The organism is Denitrificimonas caeni (assembly GCF_027498055.1).
Lineage (GTDB): Bacteria > Pseudomonadota > Gammaproteobacteria > Pseudomonadales > Pseudomonadaceae > Denitrificimonas.
Genome location: NZ_CP114976.1, coordinates 2224873 through 2242564 on the forward strand (window position 1 = coordinate 2224873; position 17692 = coordinate 2242564).

General features: G+C 48.4%; 13 protein-coding genes. 4 read left to right on the top strand and 9 right to left on the bottom strand.

Annotation, left to right across the window (positions count from 1 at the left end; all coding sequences use genetic code 11):
• Window positions 1–52: 52 nt before the first annotated feature.
• From O6P33_RS10395 to O6P33_RS10410, 4 genes are all read right to left on the bottom strand, one after another.
• Window positions 53–1492 (bottom strand): HlyD family type I secretion periplasmic adaptor subunit, encoded by a 1440-nt coding sequence (locus O6P33_RS10395; RefSeq protein ID WP_269817711.1) that lies wholly within the window; start codon window positions 1490–1492, stop codon window positions 53–55.
• Window positions 1489–3621: a type I secretion system permease/ATPase gene (locus tag O6P33_RS10400; protein ID WP_269817712.1), complete on the bottom strand. Its 2133-nt coding sequence runs from the start codon at window positions 3619–3621 to the stop codon at window positions 1489–1491. Before O6P33_RS10400 ends, O6P33_RS10395 begins: the two co-directional genes overlap by 4 nt.
• A 66-nt stretch (window positions 3622–3687) precedes the next feature.
• Window positions 3688–5481 (bottom strand): TolC family outer membrane protein, encoded by a 1794-nt coding sequence (locus O6P33_RS10405; protein WP_269817713.1) that lies wholly within the window; start codon window positions 5479–5481, stop codon window positions 3688–3690.
• A 570-nt stretch (window positions 5482–6051) separates the two neighbouring features.
• Window positions 6052–6834 (bottom strand): DNA-binding response regulator, encoded by a 783-nt coding sequence (locus O6P33_RS10410; protein WP_269817714.1) that lies wholly within the window; start codon window positions 6832–6834, stop codon window positions 6052–6054.
• A 170-nt stretch (window positions 6835–7004) separates the two neighbouring features.
• On the opposite strand from O6P33_RS10410, the gene O6P33_RS10415 reads away from it, so the two are divergent.
• The 3 genes from O6P33_RS10415 (at window position 7005) to O6P33_RS10425 (ending at window position 12023) form a co-directional block, all read left to right on the top strand.
• Complete coding sequence (locus O6P33_RS10415) at window positions 7005–7937, top strand: LysR family transcriptional regulator (RefSeq protein ID WP_269817715.1); 933 nt, start codon at window positions 7005–7007, stop codon at window positions 7935–7937.
• Window positions 7938–8029: 92 nt separating this feature from the next.
• On the top strand, window positions 8030–9232 hold the full coding sequence (locus O6P33_RS10420) for an ABC transporter substrate-binding protein (protein WP_269817716.1): 1203 nt from the start codon (window positions 8030–8032) through the stop codon (window positions 9230–9232).
• A gap of 1 nt (window position 9233) precedes the next feature.
• On the top strand, window positions 9234–12023 hold the full coding sequence (locus O6P33_RS10425; protein ID WP_269817717.1) for an ATP-binding protein: 2790 nt from the start codon (window positions 9234–9236) through the stop codon (window positions 12021–12023).
• Here the strand turns inward: O6P33_RS10425 and O6P33_RS10430 are convergent.
• Window positions 12020–14413 carry an ATP-binding protein gene (locus O6P33_RS10430; RefSeq protein WP_269817718.1) on the bottom strand — a complete coding sequence of 798 codons (2394 nt, stop codon included), beginning with the start codon at window positions 14411–14413 and terminating at the stop codon, window positions 12020–12022. The two genes, O6P33_RS10425 and O6P33_RS10430, sit on opposite strands and share 4 nt — an antisense overlap.
• A gap of 324 nt (window positions 14414–14737) precedes the next feature.
• Here O6P33_RS10430 and O6P33_RS10435 point away from each other — a divergent pair, with 324 nt between their 5' ends.
• Window positions 14738–14989 (top strand): Lpp/OprI family alanine-zipper lipoprotein, encoded by a 252-nt coding sequence (locus O6P33_RS10435; protein WP_269817719.1) that lies wholly within the window; start codon window positions 14738–14740, stop codon window positions 14987–14989.
• Between the two features lie 60 nt (window positions 14990–15049).
• Here O6P33_RS10435 and O6P33_RS10440 read toward each other — a convergent pair whose 3' ends face one another.
• Genes O6P33_RS10440 through O6P33_RS10455 form a run of 4 tightly spaced genes read right to left on the bottom strand, consistent with a single transcriptional unit; the run spans window position 15050 to window position 17610 of the window.
• The gene (locus O6P33_RS10440) at window positions 15050–15448 is read right to left on the bottom strand and encodes a DUF2802 domain-containing protein (RefSeq protein ID WP_269817720.1); all 399 of its coding nucleotides are present in this window, start codon (window positions 15446–15448) and stop codon (window positions 15050–15052) included.
• Window positions 15448–15927, bottom strand: coding sequence for a chemotaxis protein CheW (locus O6P33_RS10445; RefSeq protein ID WP_269817721.1), 480 nt, complete (start codon window positions 15925–15927; stop codon window positions 15448–15450). The genes O6P33_RS10440 and O6P33_RS10445 overlap by 1 nt, the downstream gene beginning before the upstream one ends.
• Before the next feature lie 57 nt (window positions 15928–15984).
• Window positions 15985–16743, bottom strand: coding sequence for a chemotaxis protein CheW (locus O6P33_RS10450; protein ID WP_269817722.1), 759 nt, complete (start codon window positions 16741–16743; stop codon window positions 15985–15987).
• Between the two features lie 36 nt (window positions 16744–16779).
• Window positions 16780–17610: a ParA family protein gene (locus O6P33_RS10455; RefSeq protein WP_269817723.1), complete on the bottom strand. Its 831-nt coding sequence runs from the start codon at window positions 17608–17610 to the stop codon at window positions 16780–16782.
• Window positions 17611–17692: the final 82 nt, after the last annotated feature.

The window sequence follows — 17692 nt, forward strand, 5'->3', positions numbered from 1 at the left end:
CAAATAACTACTGACCCAACGAGCCAAGCTCACTGAGCAGCAAAATTAACTTTTAGCGCTCTGTTAATGCATTCGCTTTCGCGCGCAGCACAGGCTTAAGTAAGTACGATAAAATGGTTTTTTTCCCGGTTAACACATCCACTTGGGTGGTCATGCCCGGAATAATTGCAAGGTTTTTGGCAAACTCAGGGTCGTGCGCAACGGCACGGACCAAGTAATAGGTGTCATCGCGCTCATCGGTAATGGTGTCGGCGCTAATGTGCTGTAATGTTGCCGACATCCCGCCGTAAATAGCGTAATCGTAGGCATGAAACTTAATGGTAACGGGCAGACCCGGGCGTAAAAATGCAATGTCTGCTGGGGCGATTTTGCCCTCGATCACTAGATCACTGTCATCGGGGACAATTTCTAAAACCGCATTACCCGGCTGCACTACGCCGCCAATAGTATTAAATAAAACCCGTTGCACAGTGCCACTGACCGGTGAGCGAATTTCGGCAAACTTAACCCGATCCGCTAGGCCATCTACACTTTTCTCTAAGCTGCTTAAGGATGACGAGGCCTCGCTAAGCTCTGCTTGCCACTGATTGCGCGCGGTCAGTTGCACTTCTTGAATTCGCCCTTGTGCTTCTTCAATGCTGGCTTTAATTTGTCTAGCTCTGGCTGCTGCTTGATTGAGTTCACCCTGTGCAGCGGCGGTATCTCTTTGCAGACGTAAAATTTCCACTTCAGAAACAGCGCCAGAGACTAATAAAGGTTTGGTAACCTGCAGCTCTTGATTGGACATATTGTAGGCTTGCTGCGCAGCCCGAATCCGCGCCTCGGTCTCACTGAGTTCCTGTTGGCGCTGGCTCAACTGATTGCGCGCAATGGTCAAACGCTGTTCCAATTCATGCAGCGCACTGGTGTAGTAGCTTTGTTCACGGGCCAGCACTTCTAACTCTTCGGCACTCAAATCCGCAGCAAAATCTGGCTGGTAGGCACGCTCATTGATTAACGCATTGAGCCGCTCAACTTTGGCGGCCAAAGCAAAGGTGCGTACGCTGTTTTCTTCAAAGTTCGCCAAAAAACGGGTAGGATCAATGCGCACCAGCACATCCCCCTCTTGCACCTTGGCCCCCTCTTGTACAAACAACTCTTCCACCACACCGCCATCCACCGACTGAATGACTTGCAGTTGCCGCGAAGGAATCACTTTACCTTCGCCACGGGTCACCTCATCCACAGTGGCAAAACCTGCCCACACCAATAAAGTGATAAAGACCAAAGCCACCACATACAGCAAGCCCCGCGCTTTGAGCATTTGCTGCTGTTTAAGGGCAAACTCTGCATCCGTATCCCAATGCGCGGCCTTATTGTGAAATACAGAAAACAATGGCTTAAAAATACGATCAATAAAACGCAAGCCTTTGTGGTTCACTGCAGTCAACCCCTCCAGCTTCTCAAAGGCACGCTGCTCGGCACTTTTTGGAGTTTTATCCTGCTGGGTCATGCGCTCACCTTCTGCAAGCTGCCTTCTGACAAAGCTTTAAGCACATCGGCTTTAGGTCCATCGGCCAGTAACTTGCCACCATCGAGCACTATTAAGCGCTCAACCAGACTCAACAAGCTGGTTTTATGGGTGATCAACACTAGGGTTTTATCTTTACTTTGCTTTTTAATTGACTGGCAAAGGTGCTGCTCAAGACCACTGTCCATGGCACTGGAAGGCTCGTCTAACAATAAGACTTGTCCTTCCCGCATAAAGGCCCGCGCCGCAGCTATGGCTTGGCGTTGCCCACCGGATAAGCGGCTGCCATTTTCACCCACGGGCATGCCCAGACCATCGGCATGCTGACCAACTAAAGGTGCTAAACCAGCCAATTCCACAGCTTGCAATACTTGCTGATTGGCTGGGTGGGCAACTCCTAAAGTGATGTTTTCATAAATATTGCCGCTCAAGAGCTGTGCTTCTTGCGGGATATAGCTGATCTGGCGACGCAATTCAGCAGGATCAATTTGCTCAATGTGCACACCATCAATCAGTACCTGACCGGCGCTGGGCTTATAAAGCCCGAGTATCAGTTTTTCAATGGTGCTCTTACCGGAGCCAACACGGCCTAAAATAGCCACCGACTCCCCAGCTTTAATGCTAAAGGACAGGTTGCTTAACGCCTCCCGCTCTTCACCCGGGTAGCTGAAAGAGACATTTTTAAATTCAATATCACCGCGAATCTGCGCACGGCTAATGAAGTGTTTACCGCTTGGCCGCTCTTGCTCATTGCCCATCATTTCTTCCAGCGAAGCCAGCGCAGTGGCCGCTTGGTAGTACTGTGTCAACAATGATGCCGCTTGTGATACTGGCGCCATGGCCCGTGAAGACAACATATAGCTGGCAATCAAAGCTCCTTGCGACATTTCACCGGCCACCACTAAGTACACTCCGAGGATGATCATGGCTACCGCGACTAATTGTTGAACCCATGCAGCGCTCATGCCCACAGAAGCACCAAGCAAACGCATTTGGCTAGAACAGGCCGCCAAAAAGCTGGTGGTTTGCTCCCAACTGCTTTGCATGCGCTGGGTGGCATTGAAACTTTTAATGGTTTCATTGGCAGCCAAGCTTTCAATCAAGCCTGAGTTACGCTGCGCACTGGCTTGACCAATGGCTTCCGACATTACTTGCATCTTTGACTGCACCGACAAGGCATAGAGCAAAATCAGCGCCGCGCCGATCAATACCGGAATCACCATATACCAAGAAATCATGCCGATAATCAGCACAAACAATAGAAAAAACGGCAAATCAATCAAGGCGGTGATGGTCATGGAGCCAATAAAACTGCGCACACTTTCAAAGGACTGCACATTCGAAGCAAAGGAGCCGATGGATGCCGGCGCATGCTGTAAGCGTCCGCCGAGGATACGCTCCATCACAAATGCTGAAAGTTTGAGATCTGCCCGATTAGCAGCCAACTCAACAAACCAGCTGCGCAATAACTTCAACAACAGGTCTGCGCAAATAATAATGCTCACCCCCAGCGCCAGCACCCAGAGGGTATCCAGTGCTTTGTTGGGCACAACGCGGTCATACACGTTCATCACAAATAACGGCATGGCCAAGGCAAATAAGTTAATAAATACCGCAGCGATTAGCACATCGCGGTATACGTGGCGATTTTCAAGTACCACACTCCAAAACCAGTGCCCTTGCCGCACAGTAGCAGCGCTGGGTTGAGTACTGGCTTCAGGTTTAAATTCCGGACGACTGTATAAGGTAAAGCCCGCATAAGCTTCAGCTAACTCTGCGAGCGCAAGCTCACTGGCCTGCATCGACAGCTCGGGAAACACCACAATCGCACGTTGTGTATCTTTATTCAGCGACTGCAAAATGCAGGCTTTGTTGTCTTTTAACAACAGTACGCAAGGCAGCAGTAACCTATTGATTTTACCTAAGGGTTGTTGCACCAGATGACTGTTAAAGCCCACCCGCGCTGCGGCCCGTGAAAATAAAGATGGCGTTATAGCGCCATTAACTAAAGGTAGGCCTTCAGTTACAGCACTATAAGTAGTGCTAACCCCATGGCTTTGCGCAAGCCATAGGATGCAGGCACTTAACGGATCTTTAGTTGTTTCACTCATCAGCAATCTCAATCATGGGCATGCACGAGTAACCCCGTGCATGCAATGTGCAACTGGCTCTTCGTTTTAATCGCGTTTCACGGTTAAGGTAACGCGGCGGTTTTCTGCACGGCCCTGCGCAGTAGCATTACTTGCTACCGGCTGGGTTGACGCCACTCCTTGGGCAGAAATAATTGCGCTGTTCACACCGTTGGCGATCATAAAGTCACGCACAGCAATGGCGCGCTCTAAAGACAACTTGCGATTAATGGCTTCTGAGCCGGTGTTGTCAGTATGGCCAACGATCTGCACTTCACGCAGGTTGCCGTTATTTTTCACCATTTCGACAAAACGCTCTAAGCTCGGCATTGCCCGCGGTTTAATCTGTGCGGAGCCGCTATCAAACAAAGTATCACCGCTTAAATCCATAACCTGCACAGGTGACTTGCTATTGAAATAACGGCTCACATCCCAACCGGTGGTGCCATAGTTTGAGCAGTAGTCACGGGCATCAGCGACACGGGAATCCGCATTAATATCGCTCAGGCTCGGAATCTCATCTGCTGATACAGCCAGCGTATTAAGCAACTTACCCATGCTTTGCAAAGTGCGCGCATTGGCAGCAATTAAATCGTAATGACCATGAACATAAGCGCGTTCAGCTTGGAAGGCTTCGTTCTCGGAGTCCAAAACGTCGAGCAGCGAGCGTCGGCCAATATCAAACTGCTCACGGTAGGCACTGACTACCTTAATAGAGCCGTCACGGTGGTTTTTCAGGGCCGACTGTTTGATTTCCAAGTTAGCAATATCGCTGTAAGCAATGGATGCAGTTTGGCGCAAGTCCACACAGGCTTTATCGCGCAAGTCTTCGGCTTGGTTAATCCGCTGGAAAGCCGCACGCTCTGCCGCACGGTCACTGCCACCACGGTACAGGTTGTAGCGCATACGGATTTCAACAATGCTTTCGTCGCCATAGCGCGAGCCTCTGGACGAGTTGTTTATTTGTCGATTATCGAAACCATTGTTATTTTTATAGGCACCGTGACTGGCACCAAACTCAAACGTTGGGTAGCGATTAGCTTTGGCTTCTTGAAAGGCCGACTGGCTCACATCAATATTTTCAAACGCGGCGTGCAAGCTCGGATTATTGGCATAACCCGCATCCAGTACAGTTTGAATATCAGTTGGCGCAGTTAACTGCCCAGTAGCCACTTCTGCCATATCTTCAGCGGGCAAACGGCCAACTAAACGCTGGAAACGTGCACTAACGGTTTGCAGGTTGGCAATTTCCGTGAGCAAATTCGACTCAGCCAGCGAGACGCGGCCATTGATTTGCAAGAGGTCAGCATTGTTGCTGACGCCACGCTGTGCACGCTGCTCAATTTGGGTTTGTACGCTCAAGTGATTATCAAGGTTCACTTGCGCCAAACGCACCATTTCTCGGTAGCGCAAAACATCTAAGTACGCACTAGTGACTTCCAATGATTTAGTTTCAGCTTCATCCAGCAACTCGTAGTAGCGCATGCGGCTGGTGTGCTCAGCTTTCGCCACTTGGTTACGGACACGAAAGCCGTCAAACAAGATTTGCGTCAGCGATACTTCTGCGTAGTTGCGCGAATACCAATTACGGTTATCGTGCTGGCGATCGGCTTGACCAACTGCGCCCTTAAGATCCACACTCGGCAAGTAGCCACCAAAAGCTTCGCGGCGATCGTACGTTGCGGCATTGAAGGCGTGTAACTTGGCTTGGATTTCTGGCTGATAATCCATGGCCTCTTTCACTGCGCCAGCTAACGTATCCTGTTGCGCTTGTGCATGAAGAGTTACCACGCCCAAGCACACCGCTAAAGCGAGTTTTTTAAACGATACAATTGGTTGCATACCTTTCCCTAACTGTTTAAACAAATGTATAAACCGATAGGACAAGCCGACAATCGAGTCAGAGCTATCCCTAGCGGTATCAAAAAGTTGGCGAAGTAGGCTCTTAGTTTTTGCTATTGGAGCTTGAAGAAACTGCCCAACAGCAATGGGTACTAAAATAAGCTAAGACTTACTGTTAATTACGCCTAATTGATAATTTTAGCGTTTACCCAGCAAGGTATTAACAGCTGCAGCGCAACATCATGTTGCATGCAAAGCAACACAACGCCCTCTAGAAAAGGAGGCAATTGAGCATCGCAAAGAAAAATCAATAGTCAAAAGATTAAAATGAGACTAAAGCCCACTTTTATTCTTGACTCAGCAGACAGCTAATACCCGCAAATGCTTACAGGCACTGCATCACCAGCCAAAACGCAGAAAGTATCTGCATAAGCTTTATTTAAAACAGGAGAGAGTCATATGGCTTTGCGGCAAGGGCTGCCAGATTGCAACCTTTGCTAGAGCGGACAGCTGATTTTGAATATTTTTTACAAGTTTTATCTAAGCAACGCTAAAAACAATGGCCAACCGCTATAAACCTTGTACAACGCTTTGTCGATACCCCGTTGGGGTGACCAAAAAGCGTTCTCGAAATGCAGTGGCGAAATTTGCTGCACTGGTAAAACCAACCTCAGCGGCCACATCTTCAATGCTCATTTGGCTGCGCGCCAACAACTCTTGCGCCTTACGCAGGCGCTCTTCACGCACCCAAGCAAATACGGTCATGCCAAGATGTTTGCGAAAAATAGCAGAGAGCTTTTTATCGTGAGTGCCGACTTGCTCAGCGATTTCACCAAGCTTGGGTAAGTTATTGAGCTGCTCACTAATCAAGCGCAAAGCCGCTTGCAAAAACACTTGATCAGGATGCTCAATGAGCGGACTGGCATCAACCGGCAGACCCACTCCCTGCACACGCTTGGCTAACTGCACGTGAATAACGATGCGGGCAATCACTTCTTCTTCAGCAAAAGGCTTCACAATATAATCAGCGCCGCCTAAGGTTAAGCCGCTGACGCGATCAGCCACATCCGCTGCTGAGGTTAAGAAGATAACCGGTGTTGTTTGGCAGCTGGGTATTTCACGCAGCAAACGGCATACAGCAAAGCCGTCCATTTCCGGCATATGCACATCGAGCAAAATCAAATCAGGATCAAAGACCCGCGCCAATTGCAGGCCCTTTCTGGGCTCGCTGGCGACCGTAACCCGCGCACCTTGCGCTTGCAACACAGTGAGTAAGTTTTCCACTTCCTCAGGCTTATCGTCCACCAATAAAATATGGACACCTTGTAAACGCTGCACTTGCTGCTTACTCACATGTTATTCCTTTAATAAACTCACTTCAGCCGCTCGAACAAAGACATTATCAAGCCAAGCAAAGGTACGGTCGTTGCACATCACTTATAATGACTAATATATTGTAATTGATATAAAGCGCAATTATTACCTAATAACAGCAAGATTACTGACTTGCTGGAGTAGCAATAATGACAAAGAAAGCATCTAAGCCTGGCTTAATAACAGCTGAAGAAAACGAGCCAAACTCATATAATTTAGCAGACAACTTGGTGGACCTTTACTGGTTTGTACAAATTATTGATGCCGGTAGCTTTTCCGCTGCGGCTAGCCATCACGGCCTCTCTAAGTCCAATTTAAGTCGTCGCCTCAGTCAGTTAGAAACACGTTTAGGGGCACAATTACTGCACCGTAATCCACGCTTTTTAACCCTGACCAGCATCGGTACTGAAGTGTATCGGCATACCCTGGAGATGATTACTGCAGCACAAAAGGCCACCGACAGTGTGCAGCGCTCATTGGCTATTCCGAGCGGCCGTATCAATCTTATTTTGCCAGCTATTTTGAGTAGCTGGTTGATGCCCATGCTCCTCAACTTTCAAAACACCCACCCTCATATTCAGCTCAATTTACATAGTGCTGATGGCATTGAAAATATCAATACGCAAGCCATTGATCTGGCCTTGAGCCTCTTTGCAGCGCCAAGCGATAGCAGCCAGATTGTTGCGCGTCCTTTGGCAATACTCACCTTTATCAATGTGGTCAGTACGGGAATAAAAGCTCCGCTAGCCGCGCAGCCCATCCAAGTCAGCACAGCCAATCATCAACTCAACCAAGAGAGCCCCAACAGCTTACAAGTTAGCAACTATTTAAATGCACTCGAAGCTACACTGGCTGGCTTTGGCTATGCTAATCTACCGTCATTCGCCTGCCAGATTGGACTCAAAAGCGGTGATTTGAAGTACCATGATCACACTGAAGATCGGCGAACGCTGTTTGCCTTTACCCAGTCCCATCGCGGCATAACTTTAGCCACCCGTGTTCTGATTGACTATTTAATTGTGCACGTTTCACAAAGTAGAGTGCCAGGCATAGTGCCCATTACTCAGCCTGAAGGATCCTAAGTCGCTTGATTGCCTATCTACGCCAAAAAACACTGCGAGGTCTCTCAAGCCGCGCCGCTATTACAACCGCGCTGTGCTTGCTCAGCATCGCAGTGACACCGCGAACAGCCCTTGCTGAAGACGCAGAGATTCACTTTTGGCACTGGTGGAACTCCGCTGGCGAAGTAAAGAATATTGCCACGCTGAATAAATACCTTAAGCAAAAAAACCTGACTTGGACTGAGCAAGCAGCGCAGAGCAGCAGCAGTCATTTATATCTAGCACAACTTAAGGACCGGTTAGATGCTCAGCGGCCTGATGCAGCCATGCTCGACAGCAGTGAAACCCATAATTATGCCAAGGCTTTACCGCTACTTGCCTTGGATGATATTGCCCAAGAGCAAGAGTGGGCTGAAGTCATTCCTTTAGCCATTCAAGAGCGCGCTAAACACCAAGGGCATTGGGTCTCAGCGCCACTCAATAGCCATTCAACCAACTGGTTGTGGATTAATAAAACACTGTTTACTCTCCTTGATATGCCTGAGCCAGAAACATGGGACGACTTAATTGACTTACTGGCGCATGCTAGCGCCTTAGGCATTCCGGCCCTGGCCACCCCTCGTGAGGATTGGGAGCAAGCTCTATTATTTGAGCTGGTGGTGATCAGTACCGGTGGCTTGGAGTTTTATCGAGGTTTATTTGTCGAGCAGCAGCGCAGCGCGGCAGATCAACAGATTCTTGCACAATCTTTCCTACGCCTACAGCAACTGGCTGGTTACTTTGCACCTAACACCCACTCGCTCAGCTGGGATCAAGCAACAGAGCAGTTATGGCAAGGTCAAGTACTGATGCAGGTCCATGGCAGCTGGGTCAACAGTGAGCTAAGCGCCTTGGGTGCAGAAGCGCAACTTGACTATTTATGCCTACGCTTCCCAGGCACTCAAGGTGCTTATGTCTTTAACAGCGACCATGTTGTGTTTTTTCCAGCGCCACCCGAGCGCAAAGCCAACCAGCAGCAGTTGGCCCGTATTTTTCTTGATAAAGAGTTTCAGCGTGAGCTCAGTATCGCCAGCGGTGCGGCGCCAGCTCGGGTCGATATTAATACCGATGGTTTCAACCACTGCAGCCAAAAAAGTATCAATGATTTGCGTATGGCCAATATGCGCCGCGCAGTTATGCCATCGATTATCAATAAGAACTTAGAGGTTATAGTTGGCGATTTTTTGAATCAACGTATCAGTGCTGACTCGGCGGCAGAAAAAGTGCTCAATGGAGTCCCTCAGCCAGCGGCGCTTGACGCTGCTCCTAGCCAATAATATGTTCAAAAATATCGCCTTTAGTATCACTCACAAAATACTGTTGCTGGTTGGCCTACTCAGCGCTCTGGCTACGCTGACGACTTTATATGCGCTAAACAGCATGCACAAAGTCGATGAAAACTACCGCTACTTGCTTGAACACAAGAGCCAAAATGTCTTAACCATCAACAGGGCATTACTGACTCTCAGTGACGCTAGCCGCTTAGCATTTTCAGTACTCACTAAGCAAACAGAGCAGGACATGCGCAACAGTCAAAATGAGCTGTTGCAACAGCAATTAACTTTCATCGAGAAGTTAAGTAATATCAGTGCCCTCTCTACCGCACAAACCATAATTTTAACGGATATCACCACACAACAAGCCCATGTGTTCGGTCTTATTAATGAGGTAATTGAGCAAGCTGTTCGCTGGCGTGGTGACCGTGCATTAATCATTATTCACAGCCAGCTTGAGCCGGAACTGGCCACTTTGCATTTGCATCTAGATAAACTGCGCCAAGCCATTATCTTGGACTACTTCAATGCGACGCAAGAGTTAGCAGAAACCACTCAAGAGACCATAACCAATACTGTTTTAGCTGTTACTTTTATCCTACTGCTAGCAATGGGCTTTGCTAGTTTTTTATCCTACACCAGTATTTCCAGGCCTATTACCCGCCTTACCAGAGTAATGGACCGCTTCAGTGAGCGGCATTATGATGGAGTCATTTGCTACCTACAACGCAATGATGAAGTGGGCCGCATGGCGCAGGCTTTAAAGGTGTTCCGTGACTCTATGCAGCGTGCCGACCGTTTAGAAATCGAGGCCGTGCACAATAAAGAAAACATACGCCTTTCCCAGCAACTGGTGGCTTTAACTGATGCCATTCCCGGCGCGGTTTTTCAGCTGCGCTTAAACCAAGATGGCAGTAAAAAGTTTCTATTTCTCAACAGCAAAGCCGAGTTTTTTCTAGAGCAACCGGTTACCGCGCTGTTAAATCGAACATTTAGTAAAAATGAAACGATTTTTCCTGGCTCCAGCACCTTTCAATGGATTATCAAAAAAGCGTTTCTTCACAGCCGTCAAACTTTAAAGCCCATTGATAGCAATATCCGCCTACAACGGGAAGGAAAAATTATCTGGTATAAGATTCTAGCCACCTGCCAGCCCTTAGACGATCAGACCACTTTGTTTAACGGCGTGTTACTAGACGTCACAGCCGCGCAAGATCAAGCCCAAGCCTTAGAAGAGGCTAGAAGCAACGCCGAGCAGGCAGCGCGCGCTAAGGCAGCTTTCTTAAGCACAATGACCCATGAAATCCGCACACCGATGAATGCCATTTTAGGCTTGACCAGGCTGATGCTCAGGCATGATCTCAGTGATTCACAGCGCCAGCGTCTTAACAATATCAACACTGCTGGACAGCACTTACTCAGCATCATCAATGATATTTTAGAGTTTTCAAAACTCGATGGTGATCACGTACAGCTTGAACATATCTCTTTTTCACCTGCCACTTTGATTGCCAATACCGTTGAAATGCTCAGCGCTGATGCACAACAAAAAAACCTACAGATAAAGGTAATAATAGATCCGCAACTACCTGAGTACTTAAATGGTGACCCCACCCGCATCGGGCAAATACTGCTCAATTATTTAAATAATGCGATTAAATTTAGTGACGGCGGGCATATCTATATCCGCGCGCACCTTAAGCAAATCAATCAATCTGAGTTTCAATTTTATTGCGAAGTAACTGACCAAGGGATCGGCATTTCCCCAGAAAATGCTGAACTGTTATTTAAAGAATTTCAGCAAGCTGACGCCTCCATTACCCGCCGTTTTGGCGGCACTGGTTTAGGCCTTGCCATCTCTCGCAAGCTGGCTAATCTTATGAATGGTGATGTTGGTTTACAGAGTAAAGAGGGGCACGGCAGCACTTTCTGGTTTACCGCTGCAGTCAGCCCAGCAACCCAGCCACTGGCCCATGATAATGCTCAACACCCTGCTCTGACTTTACCGCCGGTAGACTTTTCAGGGCTGCGCATTTTATTAGTCGATGACAATGCAATCAATTGCCTTGTTGGCCAAGGCATGCTCGAAGAAGCAGGTTTTATTGTCGAGCAGGCTCACAATGGACAGCAAGCAGTGGAGCATATTGAGCAACATGAGGCTGGCTATTTCAGTGCGATTTTGATGGACATTATGATGCCCGTATTAGATGGCATAAGTGCCGCCCAGATAATCCGCGAGCTGCCACAAGGGCGCAATATTCCCATCATTATTGTCAGTGCCAATCTGAATTTCGCTGAGCATAAGCCAATAAACGGCGTCAACGCTTACCTGAGTAAGCCCTTCAATGAGCAGGAGCTGTGGCGCACCCTAGCGCAGCAACTTGAGCAAAAAGCAGCGCCCAGCTCTGCGCTTCCCGTCTCAAGCACAGCACTCAGTGCACAGCATGTGAATCAGCAGCACTTACAAACGCTGCATAACAGCATGGGCGATCAGCGTTTTAGTGAGTTTCTCGGCAAGCTTAAGCAAGACTACCAAGCTCGCCTCGACAGCATTCGCCAACTGCACAACACCAACAACACGAAGCAGGTTCAACAAGATCTACATGACTTAATCAGCACTGCTGGCCATGCTGGCTTTCAGCATTTATCGCAACTGGCACTGGAGTTAAATAATGCACTGCACCATCAGCATATGCAGTCAGCTAAGCAATTACAGGTCAAGATCGAAGACTGTCTACTGAGTACCATGGCTTACTTGCAGGAACAAATCCGCGCCCTACAAGGGAAGCCTTAACGCAGCAACGTCTGCAGTTGTTCAAGCAACTCACTGGTGACCGCAGGCTTTAATAAGCAAGCATCAAAATCAATGCTGGCATCCAAGCCCGCTGGCCGTACCGGTGGGCGCGCAGAATACAGCAAAACCGGTAATTCAGGCCATTCTTGACGCACTCGACGCAGCAAGCCCCAACCGTCCATAACCGGCATTACCTGATCAGTGATGATGATATCCACAGGACTGTCACGCAGAATCAGTAAGGCTTCAGCAGCACTATCGCAAGTAATGGGGTTGTAGTCATAACCTGCCAGTAACTCGTAAAGCATTTCTTGGGTAATGGCTACATCATCCACAATCAGCACGCAACGCTGCTGCCCTTCGCTGTTGGGACTAAACCCCTCAATAAATACCTGCTCCAGCTCTTGTTCTGCCGCCAGCTCTAAGCGCAAGGTGAAACTACTGCAAACCCCACCACTTGCAGACTCTTGCAAATGCAACTCACTGTGCATCGAATCCAGCAGTTGCCGCACAATATATAAACCCAAGCCGACACCCGCCTGGTGCGCAGTGTTTGCCCCACGCTGAAAGGGCTGCAATAAGGATTCACGCTCTGCAGCGGGTATCCCCACACCATTATCAGCCACCTGAAACAACACTTCAGCGTAGCCTGCCTGTTTATCTAACTGCACAACACTGACGCTCAACTCGATGTGGCCAGCTTGGGTAAACTTTGCCGCATTGGCTAATAAATTGACTATCACTTGCCGTAAGCGGCGAAAATCCGCATTGACCAATAGAGGCAAGTCATTGGCTAAGTAGCTGTTAAAAGTGTTGTGATGGCTTTCTGCTAAAAACGCTCCAGTTTCCTCAATTTCCCGTAAGAAACCAAACAAATACCCCGGTGCTACAAGCAACTCCAGCTGTTTTAATTCGCCACGGGAGTACTCAAGCAGCTCATCAATCAACTCTAATTGCTGATACGCTGCCCGCTGGATACTTTGCCCGTATTGCTGCGCCTGCGCAGTGGACTGCTGCAATAAGCCCGCATCTCTAATCACATGCAACAATGGGCTACGCAAATCATGGCTAATTCGCGCCAATAACATATTTTGCTTACGCAACGCTTCACGCAGTTGCTCAGTGCGTAGCTCAACACGCTGCTCTAAGGTTTCTTGTTCGGCACGTTTTAATTGCTCTGTATCAGCCAATGCCAATTGCTCACGCTGCCGCCCTAAGACTATTTGGCTGGCCAATGTATAAGCCAGCAACAAAGCTGCCGGTAACACTGAAGCTGCGAGCCAGGTGTTTTCTATCAGGACTGCGCTATTAGCCCCGAAAGTAAATAAAAGCCGACTTATACTTTGCGCCACAACAACAAGGGGTAAAAAATAGCTGAACCAGTTATACGCCAGCTTGCGCTGCGTCCCACAATATAGTGCAGCGAGAATGGCCACAATCACCCATACATGCAGCACGGTTTTAAGTGTTTGACCTTGGTCCAACCATTGCGCATGCGGTAACAGCAAGCGCAGCACTAAATAGGCAACAAGCGCCAACTGTGCGCTAGCCATCAAGGCTCGAGTCAGCGGCACTTGTTTTTTTACCTGCAATAACACCCGTAAATAGCTGAGCAGCAACACTGCAGCTGCTATATCGAGAATTATCACTGCTTGCCCATTCCACTGCACGGCACTGGGCCATAAATAGAGAAAGGCATAGCCAACCAGTACCGCCATATAAAGGGTATAAAATAGCACCGCTAAACCATGGGTAAGCAGTATCTTTAAGCGCAAGAAAAACCCGACCCACAGGCTAAAAGCAATCAACAACCCCACTACGCCAATGGTTATGCCATCAATTAAGCTCCCGGCCATACGCTCTTTAACCAAGGCTGGCTCTGATAACAGCAACGGATTAATGGCAAAAGCGTGGGCACTTTGTAATCGAAGCAGTATTGGGCTGCTGCTTTGCGCCGGTAACAGCACAGGTAAGCTGGCAATGCGGCGGTTACTCGCCCACTCACTCACAGGATAGGCAACACCAAAGCGCTGAGTTTGCCAGCCTGCAGCAGCATACTGGCTGTACATTTGCACATCTGTCACGCGGAAAGTATTTAAATCAATCCATAATTTACACAGCGTTGGAGTTTGGTTATCGATTACCAGCCGATACCAATACGCTGAGCGCGTAACCCCGGGACTCAAGGATTTTTTATTGAGTGGCTGCCAATCCTGATCGGCTAGCTGCTGAATCTCTGCGAGACCTTTATCAGCATCTTTATCGTGATAAAACTGCATGTAATCTTGTAACGCAATCGTTTCTTGCCCGCACTGGCTCAAGCTCAAGCTTGCCGCTTGCGCCTGAACAGCAAAGCCAACCAGCAATAACAGTGCAACTATATTGCGCATAATAAGTGCAGTACTTCCAGAATAAATCACAGGGCATCCCTTGAATTAAATCAGCCAGTCAACTCAAACAAAGCCACTCAATACTAAGCGCTGGCTGCAATGCTTGCTTGGTTTATAGTCTTTAAATCCCACTTCGGTTAAGACAATCCGGTCGAGCCCAAGTTTACATGGCTTTTTTGTGCACTTATCGCACAATAATGCAAAAATATATGCATTCTAGGCCTTCTGCTAGTTTACTTAATCAAACGAATGCGTAACATATAGGATAGTCAATTTACCATTAGGTAAGTTGCTTCCATGGAAACCCAAACTAAGGGGAACACGATGAATAATGTTCTAAAATTCTCTGCATTGGCTTTAGCTGCTGTTTTAGCAACTGGTTGCAGCAGTGTAGCAAAGGAAACTGAAGCACGTTTAACCGCCACTGAAGATTCAGTAGCACGTGCACAAGCTCGCGCTGACGAAGCGTACAGCAAAGCTGACGAAGCGATGAGCGCTGCTCAACGTGCTCAGCAAACTGCTGACGAAGCTAACGAACGCGCTCTGCGTATGTTAGAAAAAGCCAGCCGCAAGTAATATTACTTGCTAAGGCAAAAAGGCCAACTTTCGAGTTGGCCTTTTTTATTATCCTGGTACTTATCTTTTAGTATGTAAACGCTGTAATAACTCCGCTTCAGACTGGCTTAACCCGCACGACTGCTTTAAGTCTTCGGTAGTTGCCCCCAGCCCAACTAAACGCGCAGCCTGAGTAAAGGATAAAGTATTAGGATCCTTTTGCTCCATGCGTAAAATCTTTTCTGATAAGGGCGTCAGGCTCTGTTGAATTTCATCCAACTCTTGCCCCATGCGCATACTGCCTGACAAGTATGTTTCTAAGCGCCGATTGAGGGTATTGAGCGCTTTTTTCTGTGCACTGGCTTGCTCTGCATATTCGGCATATAAAGCCGTTAAGCGCTGCTTATCTCTCCACAATAAATACACGGCAACACCGTTACCCATGCACAGTAAAGATAAAAACAACACTGCCAACCACATTATAAGCTATCCAGCTCTGACCACTCTTCCTCGCTCATCATTTTCTCCAGTTCAACTAGAATCAATAATTCGCCGTTCTTGTTGCACACGCCTTGAATAAACTTAGCAGCATCTCTGTTGCCCACATTGGGCGCGGTTTCTATTTCCGACTGGCGCAAATACACAACTTCAGCCACGCTATCCACTAAAATACCAACAACCTGCTTGTCCACCTCGATAATTACCACACGGGTATTATCACCCACTTCAGCGGGTGGCAAACCAAAACGCTGGCGGGTATCAATCACCGTCACCACATTGCCGCGTAAGTTAATAATGCCCAACACATAGCTGGGCGCACCCGGCACAGGGGCAATTTCTGTATAGCGTAAGACCTCTTGCACCTGCATCACATTGACGCCATAGGTTTCTTCATTTAAGCGAAAGGTCACCCACTGTAAAATAGGGTCATCAGCGCTGTGAGCGGATAAATTTTGCATGGTTATTTCCCTCATATAGAGCTTGTTGGCTCACACTATATAGTACATTTTTATATTCTATTTAAGCACCACTGGGGGCGCATCTTGGCCAGTAATTAATTCTGCCAAGATTTCTACATCGAGCAAAGCACACATATGCTCAATCACTGTACCAGCCAACCAAGCACGCTTACCACGCTGGGTGCGCCATTTGACTTCTTCTGGCTGTAAATGAATAGAGTGACGCACTTGATGCACTGCCAACCCCCAATCATAGCCATTGATCGAAATCACATACTTTAACCCATCACACATATCGGCAGTATAGCGCTCTGGCATCACCCAGCGGGCAGTTTCTAAGACTTTTAAATTAGCGCCCGCTGTCGGCAAGATGCCCACAAACCAATCAGGCTGACCAAACAGTGGCGTGAGTTGATCGGCTTGATACGGATAGATAGTGCCCAAAGCGGCCAAAGGTACAGCCAACGTTAAACCAGCCACGTCAAACAGCAAACATTCAAACGGCCCTTCAGCCCAACGACTGATACTGGGCTGGGCGGCTTTAACAGTTGCCGCCAGCACCTCTACAGTCAGCTCTGACTGCTGCTCCGTGGCAACGACGGAGGTCGGTAGCTGACTAATTTGCTCAGTACTGATCAAGGGCTCAGCCAGCGCCACGGGTGGCAAAGTAAAAGTCACGGCCGGCGCAGGCGGCTCTAAAAAAGGGGCTGGCTGCGCCGGCTCTGGCGCTTCGACACGGCTGGGCTCAGGCGTATTATCAGTCAGTAAGGCATCTAAATAGCCTTGTAAAGCAGCATGCTGACTACCTTTACTCATAGCTCACTCCAAATTGCGTGTGCGCTTCCATCAGGCTCATGGCAGAGGCTCCTGCGGCTTGCTTGCATCCGCTACCGCCGCCGTGTTTTTCGGCTGCAAGCATTCATTCAGCACATGCTTTAATAAAGCACGGTAAGCAACAATTGCGCGACTGCTTTTATCAAAGCGCGAGGGCACTAAACCTGCCCGACTGGCATCACGTAAGCGTGTATCAATCGGAATATAGGCCTGCCATAAGGTTGCAGGGTATTGTTTTTTCAGCATACGCAAAGCACTGATGGAGGCTTGTGTACGCCGGTCAAATAAGGTTGGCACAATGCTGTAGGGCAAACTTTGCTGACGCGAACGGTTGATCATTTTTAACGTATTCACCATGCGTTCCAAGCCTTTTAAAGCTAAAAACTCTGTTTGTACCGGAATCAATAAATACTGGCTAGCGGCCAAGGCATTCACCATCAAGACGCCAAGCAGCGGCGGGCTATCAATCACGGCAAAATCAAACTCACCGTCGAGCTGAGCTAAAGTGCGGCTAATGACTAAGCCCAAGCCATCTTTACCCGGTGACTGACGCTCTAACACCGCTAACGCTGTGCTAGACGGCAAGAGCTTGATATTTTCATGACTGGTATCGCGCAGTAACTGTTGCGGCAAGTGAGCTGGAATCAGCCCAGCATGCTGAAATAAATCATAACAACTGTGCTCCAGCGTATCGGGATCATAGCCAAAATAACTGGTCATAGATCCGTGTGGATCAAGGTCAACCACCAGCACACGCTTCCCCGCATCGGCCAACAGACCGGCAAGCGCAAGGGTTGTCGTGGTTTTACCGACCCCGCCCTTTTGGTTCGCTACGGCCCAGATTCTCATCGCATACCCCATACTCAATCGCACTGCATTGAACTGCTGTATTACTGCGTCAAGCCATTGACACAGTAAGCAATTTTATTGA